The sequence below is a fragment of the Peribacillus loiseleuriae genome (genome assembly GCF_001183985.1).
Classification (GTDB): domain Bacteria; phylum Bacillota; class Bacilli; order Bacillales; family DSM-1321; genus Peribacillus; species Peribacillus loiseleuriae.
This window is the reverse complement of the sequence record NZ_LFZW01000001.1, coordinates 2,322,128-2,338,202: the sequence shown is the minus strand read 5'-3', so window position 1 is coordinate 2,338,202 and position 16,075 is coordinate 2,322,128. Positions and strand designations below refer to the sequence as shown.

General features: G+C 36.3%; 12 protein-coding genes. 3 read left to right on the top strand and 9 right to left on the bottom strand.

All coding sequences use genetic code 11. The annotated features are described in order from the left end of the window. Positions 1 to 962: 962 nt before the first annotated feature. Positions 963 to 1,907, top strand: a complete 945-nt coding sequence (locus AC625_RS10890) for an urea transporter (RefSeq protein WP_049681311.1) — start codon at positions 963 to 965, stop codon at positions 1,905 to 1,907. A 226-nt stretch (positions 1,908 to 2,133) separates the two neighbouring features. On the opposite strand, the gene AC625_RS10885 is transcribed toward AC625_RS10890, so the two are convergent. The 6 genes from AC625_RS10885 to AC625_RS10860 all read right to left on the bottom strand — a co-directional run bounded on the left by AC625_RS10885 (position 2,134) and on the right by AC625_RS10860 (position 8,181). Further along, the gene (locus tag AC625_RS10885) at positions 2,134 to 2,829 is read right to left on the bottom strand and encodes an ABC transporter ATP-binding protein (RefSeq protein ID WP_049681310.1); all 696 of its coding nucleotides are present in this window, start codon (positions 2,827 to 2,829) and stop codon (positions 2,134 to 2,136) included. Next, positions 2,826 to 3,638: an ABC transporter permease gene (locus AC625_RS10880; RefSeq protein ID WP_049683689.1), complete on the bottom strand. Its 813-nt coding sequence runs from the start codon at positions 3,636 to 3,638 to the stop codon at positions 2,826 to 2,828. Before AC625_RS10880 ends, AC625_RS10885 begins: the two co-directional genes overlap by 4 nt. A gap of 289 nt (positions 3,639 to 3,927) precedes the next feature. Then, a complete protein-coding gene (locus AC625_RS10875) occupies positions 3,928 to 4,446 on the bottom strand; it encodes a nitrous oxide reductase accessory protein NosL (RefSeq protein ID WP_049681309.1) in 519 nt (172 codons plus the stop codon). Continuing rightward, positions 4,443 to 5,717, bottom strand: coding sequence for a right-handed parallel beta-helix repeat-containing protein (locus tag AC625_RS10870; protein WP_053178189.1), 1,275 nt, complete (start codon positions 5,715 to 5,717; stop codon positions 4,443 to 4,445). The genes AC625_RS10875 and AC625_RS10870 overlap by 4 nt, the downstream gene beginning before the upstream one ends. 429 nt (positions 5,718 to 6,146) lie before the next feature. Continuing rightward, positions 6,147 to 6,611, bottom strand: a complete 465-nt coding sequence (locus AC625_RS10865) for a FixH family protein (RefSeq protein ID WP_049681308.1) — start codon at positions 6,609 to 6,611, stop codon at positions 6,147 to 6,149. A gap of 169 nt (positions 6,612 to 6,780) precedes the next feature. After that, a complete protein-coding gene (locus tag AC625_RS10860; RefSeq protein WP_082191044.1) occupies positions 6,781 to 8,181 on the bottom strand; it encodes a PepSY-associated TM helix domain-containing protein in 1,401 nt (466 codons plus the stop codon). Between the two features lie 996 nt (positions 8,182 to 9,177). On the opposite strand from AC625_RS10860, the gene AC625_RS10855 reads away from it, so the two are divergent. Further along, a complete protein-coding gene (locus tag AC625_RS10855) occupies positions 9,178 to 9,507 on the top strand; it encodes a helix-turn-helix domain-containing protein (protein WP_049681307.1) in 330 nt (109 codons plus the stop codon). 143 nt (positions 9,508 to 9,650) lie between these two features. Continuing rightward, the gene (locus tag AC625_RS28545; protein ID WP_049681306.1) at positions 9,651 to 9,929 is read left to right on the top strand and encodes a TnsD family Tn7-like transposition protein; all 279 of its coding nucleotides are present in this window, start codon (positions 9,651 to 9,653) and stop codon (positions 9,927 to 9,929) included. A gap of 480 nt (positions 9,930 to 10,409) precedes the next feature. Here AC625_RS28545 and AC625_RS10845 read toward each other — a convergent pair whose 3' ends face one another. From AC625_RS10845 to AC625_RS10835, 3 genes are all read right to left on the bottom strand, one after another. Then, the gene (locus tag AC625_RS10845; protein WP_245644982.1) at positions 10,410 to 11,786 is read right to left on the bottom strand and encodes a glycosyltransferase family 2 protein; all 1,377 of its coding nucleotides are present in this window, start codon (positions 11,784 to 11,786) and stop codon (positions 10,410 to 10,412) included. A 75-nt stretch (positions 11,787 to 11,861) separates the two neighbouring features. Then, complete coding sequence (locus AC625_RS10840) at positions 11,862 to 12,923, bottom strand: HEAT repeat domain-containing protein (RefSeq protein ID WP_049681305.1); 1,062 nt, start codon at positions 12,921 to 12,923, stop codon at positions 11,862 to 11,864. Continuing rightward, positions 12,920 to 16,060: a hypothetical protein gene (locus AC625_RS10835; protein ID WP_049681304.1), complete on the bottom strand. Its 3,141-nt coding sequence runs from the start codon at positions 16,058 to 16,060 to the stop codon at positions 12,920 to 12,922. Before AC625_RS10835 ends, AC625_RS10840 begins: the two co-directional genes overlap by 4 nt. Between the last annotated feature and the right edge of the window lie 15 nt (positions 16,061 to 16,075).

Here is a 16,075-nt window from a genome sequence, read left to right as displayed (position 1 = left end):
AATTGGCATTCCATCATTTGCAATAATATTGAACTTTCTATACAGGATTTAATATTCCTCATAAGATGCGCTGTTTTGAACATCCTCTAAGAGTAAGAAGACTAATCGAAATTAATAAGACAATATAAAACAGATAACATTTGCTTTATCTCTCCTTCTCTTTTTCTTATAAAATATTTTGACTTTTAATAAGACTTAATAATGGCCTGCTTTAGTACTGGTGGAAAATGAAGTTTGAATATTCTTAATAATACTAACCGATAATTCTATGTTTTCAGTGTTAAAACCGTTAGATTCTTGATCTTTTCACTACATTTTCAACGTGTTATATAACACCAAACACTATACATTTTTAGTTATTAAAGTAAATAACCGGAATTGTTTTTGATTAATTTATCACTTTTTGGCGGTATTTAGTATTTTTTCAAAAAAACAATATTTGATTCACTAGACACAATCATCTATCCTAATTTATATATACATCAAGTTTCATATTTTTTATGTTTTCTTAATGTTTAGAGCAAATAGCTACCTCTTAGGATATGAGAAGGAACAGTGTTACTTCTTGGGTAAGGAGAATTGATTGTTCTTCTTAACCCAAAGTCTCTCGCTCTTTTCTTGATCATTCGTATGATAAAATAATGGACTTTGTAAGGAGGTCTTTAAGAATATTGAAAGTTTTCTTTCAATCGAAAATCTTTCTATATAGAAGACTCATAGGTTCTTTTTCAAAAAAATAACCTCGGAACAAATAATCCTTTTGGGAAGTAACAAAAGAGATTGCTTTTACATTTTCATTTGAGTTAGATACTATTCTTTTATATTAATTCTCTCTTGAATTTATATTCTTGATACATGATAGAAACAAGTGATGTATCATAAGGATAACGTTTTTTCACAAACTTTATGAAATAGAGAAAATCGGATTTAATACTAACAAAAATTCACTAGAGGTGAGTGTTATGGAAAAAAACAATCGCTCTATATTATCCGAGGGGAAGCTCCCCTCTTTATTATCGGCATCATTAAAAGGAATCTCCCAAGTTATCTTGATTGAGAATGTAATGACTGGATTACTTATTCTACTCTCCATCACGATTTATTCATATTCTTTGGGAATCATTGCCCTACTATCCGCAATCATTGGTACCATGGTTGGAAAATGGGGAGGCGCCGATGAAAATAGCGTGAAACAAGGATTATTTGGTTATAATTCCGTGTTAACAGGGATTGCATTGACATTGTTTCTAACAGGTCCCTATCATTGGTTAATCGCTTTAGTTGGAGCTTTTGTAACAGCAATTTTAACGGCTACCTTCATGCATGCCATGAAAAACACGGGGATTCCAGTCCTTACAATACCATTTATTATCGTGACTTGGTTTACGTTACTTACTTCTTATCGATTAGAAGCTTTCCAATTAAGCACTGCACTAGTACCTCAAGATTTAGCACACTGGAAACTAAATATATCAGGAAATGTCAATTGGTTGGAAGGGACCTTTACTGGCATTGGGCAAGTTTTTTTCCTTAATAATCCATATTGTGGTTTTCTACTATTTATCGCCATATTTTGGGCTGGTTGGAAATTTGGTATATTTGCCGTTTTAGGAAATGCAGTTGCATTACTTATATCATATGGATTAGGTGGAGAGCATTCACTAATTTTCATGGGTCTATATGGCTATAATGCAATCTTAGCTAGTTTAGCCGTAGCCGTAGTATTTCATGAAGGTCATAAATCTTTTGCGTCTATATCAGGTATTTGCGCAGCTTGTTTAACAGTACCGATCACAGCAGCCGTAACCTCCTGGCTATTACCTTATGGACTACCATCTCTGACGCTGCCTTTCGTTCTCAGTACTTGGATGTTCTTAGGGGCGAAGAAAGTTCTACCTAAATTATAATAAAAAGCATTTCTACCAATAAAATCTTCATGCACTTCTTTAAAAAAGGCTATGTTAAACAATATTGTTGTTAAACAGATTGTTGTATAACACAGCCTAAAAAAAAGAAGCACACCAATAGAACGTTTCTTCAGATTGAAGAGAAAGTATATCTTTCTCTTCAATCTTTTATTATGTTCAGCTTAATATCCTATTTTGACTCCTTCCTATTTAGTAAAAAAGATTCTCATTGGCGATGAAGCTTCATCAATTTCATCGTCGTCTCTTCTATTTTGTTTTCATTCTTGATTGTCTCAATGACTTCCCCTTGTTTCATAAATAGAATGACATCACCTATTTCAGCTGCAACGTCCATCATATGAGTAGAAAAAACGATGATTGTCCCCTCTTTTTTAATCTGATTAAGAATCTCAACAAATCGATTTACCCAGTAGGGATCCAAACCGTTTGTCGGCTCATCCAGTAACAAAACATTTGGTTTGGCTAAAATGGATTGACCGAATAATAGACGCTGTCTCATTCCCTTAGATAAACTTTTTACTAACTCATGTTTTTTGTCAACTAGACCGATCAAATCGATTACTTCGTTTACTCGATCTTTTCTCACTTTTCGGAATGATCCATAAAAACTAAGGAACTCTTCAATCGTCATCATTTCCTGGGCATGGAAATCATCCGGCATGAAACCAATTTCAGTTAAATAATTCTCGCGATTTAAGCTAATCCCTTTCCCGTTAATAGAGATTGTACCACTTGTTGGAGAATGAATACCGGCAATGATTTGTAGTAATGTACTTTTTCCGGCGCCATTTCCACCGCATAAAACAAGGCAAATCCCCTCTGTTGCTTCAAAGGAACATGGATATAACGCTGTTTTTTTCTTATAAACTTTCGAGACATCTTTCACTTTTAAACCTGTCATCGCCTTTTCCTCCATTCCAGCATGAGCATCGAAAACAATAACGTAATGGCCAAAAATCCAATAAAATATAAAATATAATTAAGGATGCCATAAGGAGGGTCTAAGAAAGGCACAAGAGAATCATATGCTTGCCCAAAAACGGCTCCCCCATCAAGATTTATGACTAGGGACACCCGAATAAACTCAGCTGGATTGACGATTAGGGCCAGTTTCATTAATGGGGCAATCCACGGATAAGGAACCAAACCTAAAACCCCAATTAACGCAGTCGGCCAAATCATGATGAGGAAAAACCAGATAATGACTGATATAGATAACGCCTGCCATCTTGTCGATACGAAACATCCAAGTGTTATACCAAGAACGAGAAAGAAAAAAATTAGACTAATAGAAAAAAAGTAAATGGACCAAAGCCATTCACTGGAAAAACCATTTCCACTGACTAGTCCTATTGCCAAGCTAATTCCATAACTAAACGTGAACACGATCGTTTGGGCAGTGAATTGACCGCCTATTTTCCCTGATATGTACGACATAGAAAATAGAGGATAGGTATTCAACAACCGCCATTGTCCATTTTCCATTTCATTGGCGATTGAAAAAGAACCAATGATCAACATGAAAAGCGGAATAATATATAAGGCAACATTCACCACAGTTCCAGTCATATTTGTATATCCAGATAAGGATGGAGCGCTTTTTTGCACTAAAAATAAGAGGGATAGTACAGCAACCCATAAGACTAAAAAAGAATAATAAGATCGCTGTCGTATCGTCATTCGTAGTTCAGAGCGCCAAATATTCCACATTTTCATTCCTCTTTTCAAAATTTCTTCTCCATAAATATCTTGCCCATGTCCTTCATACAAAACGAATATGGCGTTATTACGCCACCATTTACCATGAAGGATTAATCAAGTAGTACGCTACACTCACCTGATCATAATGGTGGCGGTGCGAAGCCGGAATTTTAGCTGCTTTCTAAGGTAAAATTAGTATACTTAATAAAAAGATTGGCTATATTAATAAGTCGCGCAGCCCCGCCCCATATCCTCATACAAAAGGGACCGCCCGAAAACGGAGCCGGCCCTCTATTATTTAATGAGAATGGCTATGACCATCATTTTCATCATGGGTATGTGAATGGTCCTCTTTGTCATGATTTGACTTCCAATCATGATCCGCTAAATTTTTAGCAGTCATGATCTCACTGCCTTCATTTTTCGCAGCAAAATCTTCTGCTGTAGCTTTATCTTTAAATGATATGACATGATAAGCCATTGGCGTTTTTAACGATTGATTATATACATACGTTGCATCGTCTACTAAAATCCACTCTTTATCATGATAATCACGGACAAATTCAGCATCAATTTTTTCATTTTCATGTTTAGTTATCCATTCGTACATACAACCTAAATCATCAAAAACCATAGATTTTCCGTTTTCCAAAATAATCTGGGTAGCATGTTGGTTGTCAATAACAGCCATATTACATGTTTCACAAGTGTCTGTTGCTTCATTAATAGCAACGGGTTGTGCTTTATCATTGCCACACGCTGCAAGAATCATGATTAATCCTGCCCATACAATAAAACTAAATCGTTTTTTCTTCATCTTCTTTTCCTCCCAAATATAAATAGACTAGTACTTGCTAAGATCATACCTACACTCATGAACCATAAACTAAAACTCGTTGATTTTTCTTTTTCGACTTCCATCGTCATGTTCATCAGAGGAGCTGAATCAGTAAGTAACTGATCAGCCGGGCTTTTCAGTATATTTTGTAATAGAATCAGTCCTGGTGCTTGGAAAAATAGCTGATATTCTGGAACTGCGTTCGTCAAAGTAAGAAAATACGGATCAGCTCTATAGACAATTTCACTCTCGCCATCTCCATTAGCATCAACTTTGCTTGCTGCATCCCAATAGTTCCCATTCACTTGATTATTTGCACTTTCTATTGCCTGTGCATCATTGACATTTCCAACGAATGTATTGCGTATCACATGATTTTCATTCGATTTTTTAAACTGTACTCCGATAAAATTGTCCATGATTTTATTGGAATCTATTCGGTTATTTTCAGCCTCTTCAATAAAAATGCCTACACGATTGGAGATAAACTCATTTCTAGTCACTTCAGTGTCAGTAGACATATAAATGAGCAATCCTTGTGCATTCACACTTTTGTTATTAGACAAAAATTTATTATGACGAACGACTGTCCGCTTTGATTCCATCAGCATTGTCCCTGTTATATTTGCTTTAGATACATTTTCATCAAGCACATTTTCATTTGAAAACATGAGATGCAGACCGTAACGGGATCTTTGGATATCATTTCTATGTATAGTATTTCCATTGCTTTTCTCTAAATAAATTCCGTCCGTAACATTGGTAATTTTAAGATTTCCAAACGTATTCTGATTGGATTCCCATAAATCAATCCCATTGCCCTGCTTCATTCCAACAATCTCTGTATCTTGGATCGTCACGCCATTTGCATGATCAAGTCTAATACCGAAACGCTTCGTCCGAATAGCAAGACCCTCCAGTTTATGATTAGTACCAGTAACATAAATGGCGGTATCTTCTTTTTCATCTCCACAGTGTTCCACTTTAATATTTTGTAAAGTAACTGACTCACCGCTAACGGTAACTACCGGCTCCGCTTGACAAGAGCGCAGAAGGACTTCACCCTTTCCTTTCAAGATTATTGGCTTTGAGATTACCAATGTCTCCTCATACTCCCCCTCTTCAATTTCAATCGTGACACCCTTTTTGGCCTCGTCGATTTTAGATTGTAAAGTGCCTTCTGCTTCAGATACAGCTGGCATGAATAATGATAAAACGAGGAGAAACATTATGTAATTCATTATTTTCATTGTTTTAGTGTCCTCGCTCTCCATCTAGATTCCCTTTTAGAGGTTGTTCAAAAAGTCCGATTCTCACGCAAAAGGTTTAAGACGATCGCTCTCAGTACTTCTCGGCTCCTTTTTGAACATGTATTTTAAGAATATTTAAGTTTAGAAGATAAAACAAGTAGATACATAATAAAACATGTGAAAAATTGGTGAACTTGGTAAGTATTTAACAAAATGAACGCGCATAAATACACAAATAGTCGAGATTTGTTCACATAGGGCATTTCTAAAAAGTATTTGAAAGACTTCTTTTCTATTGATATCAAGGATGAATCTTATCTCCCGCAAGAAAAAGGCAGAAATTTCCTCTGCCAATGTAACTGGATAACCGACAATTTGAGGGGAAAATAAACCGGTGTTGTCATACATCTCTCTATCTAAGTCCATCGTTCAATGATGATGCCCCTGATGATTGCTTTTCTTAATAGGCTCTTCTCTTAGAGCATTTATTTCCTCTTCTGAGACGTCCCCAACCATCAATTGTTTTTTAGGCATGACATGAAGTCCTCGAGCAGTGACATGAGTTTGAACATAATAGACTCCATCTTTACTAAACCGTTTAGAAACAGTATATGTTCCATTACCTGTAAACTCCGCTTGAAGCATTTCACTATCTTGAGTGTTCGTAGCATTCCAAATTTCAAATTGAACATCTTTTGCATCATCTACATTGCTTGATCCCTGCGTTACATGAACTTTGAATATATATTCTTGATTCAGCAAAACAACATCAGGTAATAGGATGTCAGCTTCAATCACTTGCATTTTTTCTTGAGACGTACTGCTAGTTGTCTTACATCCACTCATGATACAAACAAGTATAAATGCTAATAATATGAAAAAACATTTTCTCATGGTACTTGATCCCCTCTCTTCTTGTATGAAGGTCATGGGGACGGGCTTCGCGACTTACTCATATAGCCAATCTACATAGTAGATATACAAACGGCTCCGCACCGCCACCATTGTGATGAGGCGAGTGTAGCCTGCTTCATGATCGATCCTTCATAGTTTTGGTTTTGTATTAATTCACCCATCCTCTTAACGGCTTAAATCTAGGTATAACAAAACGATCTAATAAAAACACCAAAATGATAGAAATCCCAACTAACGGCATGACTATTCCTAATGCAAGCATGATAAAAAATACAGTTCTAGTTAGTTTCTTATCATGAGCTTTAGAAGGAGCACCTAATTTACCAGAAGGTTTACGTTTTTTCCACATGATATATGAACTAATGACCACCCCGATCAATCCCATACAGACAATGAGACCGATGATTTGATTGGCTAGTCCAAATAATCTTCCTTCATGTAATGCAATGCCGACTGTTATTGCCTTTGCGGTAATTCCATAATCATTAAAGCGAACATCTGTTAATACAGCTCCACTGTATTGATCAATGTTTAATGTAGCATTATCTCCTGGCTTTGTATGGGAAGTTGTAATCGTATAGACGCCTTTTTCAGACTGTGGCATAGATATGGTATAAGGCTTTGCCACCTTGTTATTTCCAGCTACATAAGAAACATCTTCTAGCGAGATAGTCGAATAACTACTTGTTTTAGATGAAGGCACTACTAAATTTTCAGTTGCCCATGGTCCATCTTGTGCAACATCTCTCGTTCTAATGATAGACTCTGGTTTTGCATCCCAACTATAAGCAAAAGGAGGAGTTCCCGTATTAGTAGCGGTAGCGAAACGGTTTATTTGTTCACCCATTACTCCTGACCATGGAAGCCCTGTCGCTATTAAAACCAAAACAAATATCGATAACCAAAAGGCAGGAACAGCGTGCATATCTCTCCAGAATATCCGGCCTTTCTTGTTGAATCTAGGTAGAATAGTCCCCCAAATAGATGCCTTATTACGAGGCCACCATATATATAAACCCGTTATCAGCAAGATCACACACCAACATGCAGCAAGTTCCACCAAGCGGTTGGCGAATGTCCCGCCGATTATTAATTCGCTATGCAGCTTTTTAAATATCTCGGTAAATTTCTTTTCTGAATTTAGTGATCCATTTATTGAACCTGTATATGGATTTACAAACACCGAAAGTGATTGTCCATCATTAGAAATACTTATTTCTGATGTCCGTAATGGGTCATCATACGTTTTATACGAATTCACTATCCCTTCAGGATACTTTTCTGTTACTCGACTTATCTGTTCTGAAGGAGATATCGTAGAAGAATGACTCTCCTTCACATAGTAGAGGTCCTGATATAGAAAGGATTCTATTTGTGGCTTGAATAAATATACAGCACCACTAAAAGCCAAAATGATTAAAAATGGGGAAAATATAAGTCCTGCATAAAAGTGCCATCTCCAAACGATTCGATAAATAGAAGTCTTGGTACTTTTACTTTCCTTTTCTTTATGTTTTTCAGGTACTTCATTCAGTTTTAATGCTTCCATATCTCTTCTCCTTTTATATTAGTCCAACAAATTCTATTTAATGGTTTTATGTTACGATAGATGGTCCATATAGACGCATATTGCTTTTTATTGTATTCTGAAATTCACAAATCTTCATGTTCGAACCTTGTTAAAATTTGTTATTATTGTTCTCTCGATAACATTAGACACCTCCAAACTTTTTCGATTTATATCCTAAATTACTCTCGTCTAATGCACCCGTGAATTTAATAAAGTACCATTATCAGTGTATTATTTTGGATGCCATCGATTTAAATCTCATATTAACCGATTTTAATTTTTGATAATTGTAAATAACGGTACTTTTTGTTAATCTATAACATTCATCAACAATCGATTAATAAATTCATTATATAGCAATACTTTTTTCGCATTAAATTCAGGTTGTGAGTGTAAATGTTATACAAATGCTAGTCCCTTTTGTAAAGGAACAATAAAATTATTTAATTCTAAAACCACAAACACGCATAACCCCGTTCTGATTTTAGGACGGGGTTAAAATAAAGTTGGTTATTTTCAAATGTAAAATATTCACTGCATTTAATCACATAACAATAAAGTCTTTTAAATCTAAGTGTTATTACACAATCGCGCCCGATTGCTGAAGATCGCTTTAAATACCTCATTGCAGAAAGGAACCCCATTAACTCAATAAGGATTGAATTAATTTAAACAGATTCTAATGTTTTTCTTCTGACCATAATTCCAATTGCTTTATGGAGGCTGTTTTAAATACCATCCCTTTTCTATCAAAGACCATAATGGGAGCTTTTCTATGCCGAGTTCTTCTTTATATTCAACCACTAATCCTTATATTTTCTATCAACTGATATTCTGGAATAAGAAAAGTATATTTCTGATTTCACATATTATCAATTATGGGCAATGAAAAAGGATCTTCAGTTTGTTATTATTCCCTTATAGTGGACAGTAAAAAGAAAGGATTATATTGTCTTCTATGGAGGGGATTTTTTCATGGGGGAAATTAGAACAACCTATACAAAAGAGATTAAGCTAAAAGCGATTCATTTATACGAAAACGAAGATATGGGGATTAGATCCATTTCCAAAGAGTTAGGGATTGGATTTACAACTGTCCAAAGATGGATAGCTCACTATAAAAGAGAAGGAATTCAAGGGGTAGAGGAAAAGAGAGGAACATCTCGTAACCCACTTAAAGGTAGAGCTAACAAAGACGATGAAAGTGATACAGAAAAAATGACTCGATTAGAAGCAGAGAATGCCTTTTTAAAAAAGCTCTTAGCTGCGAAAAGGGGGATGATACAGGAAAAGAAAAATCGTTAAAATACAAAATAATTCATGAGCTTACGGATCAATTTACTATCATCACGTTATGTAAGATAGCCGGTGTTTCAAAAAGTGGTTATTACAAATGGCTAAAACGCCAAGATACCCCAACAGATAAGGAGTTGGATGATCAATCAATCGTGACTAAGATTATTAAATGCCAACAAGATCCTGATATTAGTGAAGAAGACCGTTTTAAGATTGGAAGGATAAATGAATTTGGTGATATTTGGAGACATAAGTTATTACTATTAATACATAATGGAGGTACCTTGAGAGGAATTGCTAGACAATTACAATGTGACCCAAATACAGTAAAAAGGCAAGCTAATCTGATGGGAGTCTCTTTTTCGTGGAGAGGTGAACAATTGCAGAAGTCGATAAAGCAAATTATAATCAAAAAAACATTCCCCTTATGATTTGACAATCTATCAAGATAGACTAAAACAATGGTTAGAACTACAAGATAATTATCCAAGCTTTCCAATAACAAAATTAAGAAGGATAAGACCTGATTTAAAGCAATAAGATATACAGAGGAATGTGATTATCGTATCAACTAGAGCTTGTTTATTATAATGAAGTACGTATCTTTATTTTTGAATTTCGATTTTCTTGGTACACAACTTTATTTTTTTGTTAACACCACCTACTCTACCTAATAATCACTCGTTTTAGCCGGACAACAAAAAGACCCTCTGCATGGATCGTAGAAGGGTCAATGTTTAAAAATGATGTGCCATATTCAAGTATATGTTTATTTTGTTTAGATTAATTGTTCGCAATCTTTAATCTTGATTTATATGATGATTAAGCCATGTTTTTAGTACACTGCCCCAAGCGAGCAATTGGTCAGGTATGCCATTCAGATTTGTAAAATACAGATCCACTAGTTGACGTTAGTTAGTATGATTTTCACTTGCTGCAAATTCTTTTCTTTTAATCGTTCCCCAGGAATGCCTCCCACTCCTGATCTTGAAAATACCTTCAACTCGGAAAAGAACAGTAAGCTGCCGATAGCCTAAATTCTCAATAAAAGCAAATAATACTAATCGCATCGTTTTCCGGAATGTTGTGTATTTACGGAAAGAGATTTGCTCCAGTAAAATACTGCCCATCGATAACGTAGTACCCAGCAAAAATGCAATTATAAAATAAATAAGAAAACTATTAAATTCTAGTAATCCGAACAAATAGGCTAGCGGTATGAACACATAACCCAAAAATTCAACGACCGGACCGACCAACTCAAACAACCAGTAATAAGGCAGAACTATCATTCCAACGGTACCATATTTCGGGTTAAAAATCATCGATTTATAATTTAACAGGCTGTCAAACAATCCGATTTGCCACCTTCTGCGCTGTACTCTCAGATCCTTGAGGGATTCAGGAACCTGGGTCCAACAGATGGGATCTGCTAGGAACTTAATCTTATACTTTCTCTTCTCATCCCTCATTTTTTTGTGAAGTTTCATAATAATATCCATATCTTCACCGATCGTATTTACCTTATATCCGCCGCACTCAATCACTACACTTTTATTAAAAGCCCCAAAAGCCCCTGAAATAATAAGAATAGAGTTCAGTTTACTTAAGCTTGTACGCCCAGTTAGAAACGCTCTCAAGTATTCCACAATTTGAAACAAAGCAACCTTACTTTTGGGAATATTCATCTCGACTAATTTGCCATCTTGAATGACTGAATCATTCGATACTCTTACAATCCCACCAACTGCAATTGTTTCAGGATGTTCAACAAACATCATCGTTAACTTAATCAGTGCATCATTCTCTAGTGCGGAGTCAGCATCTATGCTTGCAAATATAGGATACGTTGATAGGTTAATACCGGCATTTAGTGCATCTGCTTTGCCCCCATTTAATTTATCGATAAATATTAATCGTTCATATTTAGGATTACGATAAACACCTAAAACTTCATTCGTCTGTATGCTGACCTTGATTGGCTGATTTACTTTGATTAATTCGAACTCTTCGATAATTTTGTCTCTCGTTGAATCTTTAGAGCCGTCGTTCACAATAATAATTTCATATTCATAGTAATTTAGCGCAAGCAAAGACTTGATATTGTCCACGATGGTTTTTTCTTCGTTATAGGCAGGTACAATGATGGAGATTGGAATCATATTCTTAGAATCTACATATCTCTGGTAATCAGAGGATTTCATTCTCTTAAAATATCCGAATAGATCAGAGACAGCAAGCAGCATCTGACCATTGTAAAACAGATTAATCGCAATCGTGTAAATCATGCAAAACCCGCTAAAATAAAGGATAAAGTTCATAAAAAAATACATGATGCCAACCAACTTTCCTGGAAGTTCCTATTAATCTGGCATTCCTATTACAGCCATAATAGCTTCACGAGCATATTGATCTTCGCCATTAAGAATATGCTGTGCATACCCATTGCCTCCTGGAATAGAGATAAGCGCATTGGCAGCATTATGTCTTACCCACCATTCCTTATCACTTGTCATCTTTCCGAGTGGTTCGAAGCTATGACTCGTTCCAACTGCCCCAAGGCCTTTAGCGGCCGCCGCTCTAACTTCCCACTCTTCAGATTCGAGCATGTCAATCACAAATTGTTCATAGTCGGAATTATTCAGTTCACTTAACGCTCGAATGCATGCGATTTTTAAGTTTATATTATTACTGCTTAAATATTTTACATAGTAATCGCTCAACCCTTCATATTGACCATCAGCTGCGGCTTTAATTATAACCCCTTTCATATAATCATCACTAGATTCAATGGTTTTTTTTAATAAAGCTTCTTTAGACTCTTTTGGCCCCTTAAACTCTGCTATAACTTCAATAACTGCTCTAAAGGAAAAATGAATATTGTTAGAGTTAGAAGTTAGAAGCTGAGCTAGATTATTTAAATCCCCCAGTTTTGCTAGAGCAAGTAAAACATTATAGGTAACATTATTATTTTTGCTGCTGATCAGATTGCAAATATAGGATTCCGTAGAATATAGCCTTAAATCCCCCAGCTGTCGACAAGCTAAAGCTCTGATGTAATCTCTTTTTGACGAAAGCCGCTTGATTAAGAATGTCTTAATTCCCGTGGCTTCGTACAGATTCATTAATTGCTTATGATGATCTTCAATAAAGGCTTCACCCTTTTGAATGATGCAATTAATCAAAAGATCCTTTCTTAAACTACTGTGCTTCATATATTGATTTAGCTTTCGAATGACTTGTTGCTTCTCCTCCTCTATTTCTGCATGGAAGAAGGAGGAGAGCATACCTTCCAACTTCCTGTTTATTTTTCGGAAAATTAACATGCTGAAATGGCCATATGACCAAGTAACCAAAATGGCTATAAAGAAGATCAAAATTAGACCGCCGGAAATCCAAAGTAAGGTATACGCTTGATTGGTCATTGTGCTCCCTCGTTATTATCCATATTGTCATGCTCAAAAGCTTCTTTAATCTTGTCATAACTCGTCTTGTTGCGTGATACGACTTGAGGCACATCCCAGGTGTTCCACGTAAACGTTCTGTAGCCCGATGAAGTGACGCTTTCTGGGAACTGATAATCAACCCGATTGGTTACTTTATTCATAACAACAAAGGATGTAACGATACCATCGGTCATTCTCACTGAAAGGGTATCTTTCTTATTCACGAGTAAATCTTTATTCTTCTCATCATTCAATACAAGCAAGCGTGATGGATCGGTAAAGTTCAGCCTTGCCCAAGGGATTCTTACATTCAACGTGTTACCATCGAAGTAAAAATGACTATCGCTATTCTTGAAACGGCCTGGGATTAATGTCGATCCATCCTCAATTGTGGCAGCAATCTTTACACCAGACTTCGTTACGTATTCAGGTGTCAACTGCCTCGTCATTCTTTCGAATACCCCCGTGGCGGAAATGGAAGTATAATACGATCCCCGACTTGCATTGTAATTAGGTATAACCAATAAATCAGCCTTGTCCTGACTTTTAATGTTAATATTGAACTCAACGCCAGACCAGTTTTCATTCACATCTGGTGCTAACATGTATTCGCCATTTTTTCTGTCTATCGTATCCAGATAGATCATGATTTTTTGCTTATTAAAATCTGGTAAGTCATTCATTACAGCTTTGATATAGAAGTACGATTCATCTGTAGTAAAAGATAACATACTCAGTAAGTCTGAACCGCGAAGATTCATTGTATAGTCTGTAGGAATTGGAGAATCCAAAGCCACGATGCCATAATTTTGTGCAGGGTCAACGGTATTATGCCACAAGATCCCATGCTTATAGGGAATCATTAAAGAAGATGTGAATTCACTGCTTTGTCCCCATTCATCAGCCCATTCATATACAAGCCCTCCCATCGCTCCGCTATCTCTAATTATCTTAATTAAAGATACAAGTCCTTCGCCTTGCTGATTTTCCGTCGTACTCCCGCTTGTCGAAAGACCAAACTCGCTGATCAGAACCGGATATTTCCTCTGGGATGTCACCAAATTGTTCAGATATTCCTTATATCCAGTGAAAGAAGGATGGGCTTCATTCGTTTCGCCATTCATTAAGCCTGGTTGATCTGGAAAGATGTCATACGCTCCGAAGAACCCACTTGTAACCTTGTTCGTGATAACCATGTGATTAGTAATATCAAGCGATATGTTGTTTAGTTGTCCAATAGGATTGTACTTCTCCTTATATAAGGTTTCCAGTTCGGGAATGCTGACAATCGATGATGGGTGTTGCATGCTGTAGTTTGTTTGTTCGTATTGATAGGTTTTATTAATAATCGATGCTAGCCATGCTTCAGTTGGTGTTGCCTCAACTGTAGCAGATACATATTCACCATTGAATTGATACGTTGAATTGCCTGCATCAGTTAGAGCCACATTGTCCATACTTAATTCTGGGTCAACCAAATATCCAAGTAAGTAACTCGATACGTCATTAGCATAAAGGTCGGAACCCTTTCCATCTGCTTTTTTTATATCCGCGTTTCCATGAATGGCATTAACCGTATTTTCTACTTCTTGTTCGAAGGCTGATTGATACGCTTCATCCAGATAATTCCCCGACACCGGCTCATGATCCACCGATATATTCTGTAATAAATAAAGCAATTGATCGGGATGATTATAATTGTAAGTATCCAGCGCACGATAAAAAACGGAAGGCATTCTTGTGTAGACTCTAATCGTATTTGCATTCATGTTAGCAATTTGTTCAAACCAGTCCGTATAAAAGGCTGGGTCATTAGGTAAAGTGCCATCAGCATCCCCAGGAACTGTTGATCCTATATTGACACCATTAATATACAAGGGCTTCCAAACACCGTTCTGATATACAGCAAACTGTTTATCGACAATCTTAGACACAAGCCGAGAACCGTCATCAGCTACCTCATTAACAGCCTTGAAGATATCCTGGTCTAATGGCTCTATCTCCTTTAACAGCTTGGACATAAAAGGTACGTAGAAATGCCAGTAGAAATAGGATAAATCGCCCTCGCTATTCACACTAAAATACTTATATAATGTTGCAGCCCCAAAAAATTGTTTAATCTTATCAGGCCCTCTATAATCCGTGAAATCTCCAGCCAGGTAATAAGAATGTTGATATGTTGATTGATTCGCAATAATGGCAGGAAATTGATCATCAAGACCAAACGGCATTAACTGATTTTTCCCCTCTTCTGTAAGATTCAAGTTAAACCAGGCAAGAACAGTTGCTTCTTCGGATGGCTTAACAATTTCAAACCAATTGTAATAATCAACTGTTTCTGTACCATAATGGTTGACGTTATCCTCTGTCATAGCTATCTGAATTGATTTTCCTGTAAAACCAATATCTCGTTGCAGCACAACAATTCTATTATTTCCTGCGATTACAATTCCGCCGCCTTTTAATTTCCATTTTTTTCCATATTGTTGTTCATAGATGTCTCGAATCCAATTGGGAACATCAGCGCTAGAAGACAAGTCCGAGAAGAACTTGCCCGCTACCCCCGTAAAATTCACACCGAAAATCTCTTCTAATTCCTTCGATACGGTTTTCTTTGTCGGATCTCCAGCGATGTTATATTCGCCAATAACAGCCGTTCCTTTCGCATAATACGTTGAAATAAGACCAATTTCATCTTTCGTTAAGCCGGATACACCCTCGGGTTCTTCGCCATTGATTTTCGATTTACCGGTTCCATACATATCTGACAAGAAGATTACATCTGGCACATTGGTTAGCTTTTGAAGCGGTTTGTTAACAAATTCCCCTCCAACAAGAAAATTACCATAATAATCTTTACTAACATTATAGGATTTGTTCGTCTCCGGATTTTTGATCCCAAGGTAACCCATTAACCAGTACAAACCACGCTGTTTACTGTAATCCAGCTTAATCATTTCTCCAGATGCATTCTTCTCGACAGGAAACGTCTTATTGAGCACAACGATATCGAGATCCTTGCTTGGTGTAAGGTACCACCAACCAAAGGGTATCACTAGAACAATGAATAGAAATAACAAAACCCAATAACGAAAATTAACTCTTTTTTTTATCATTTGTCTAATCCTCTG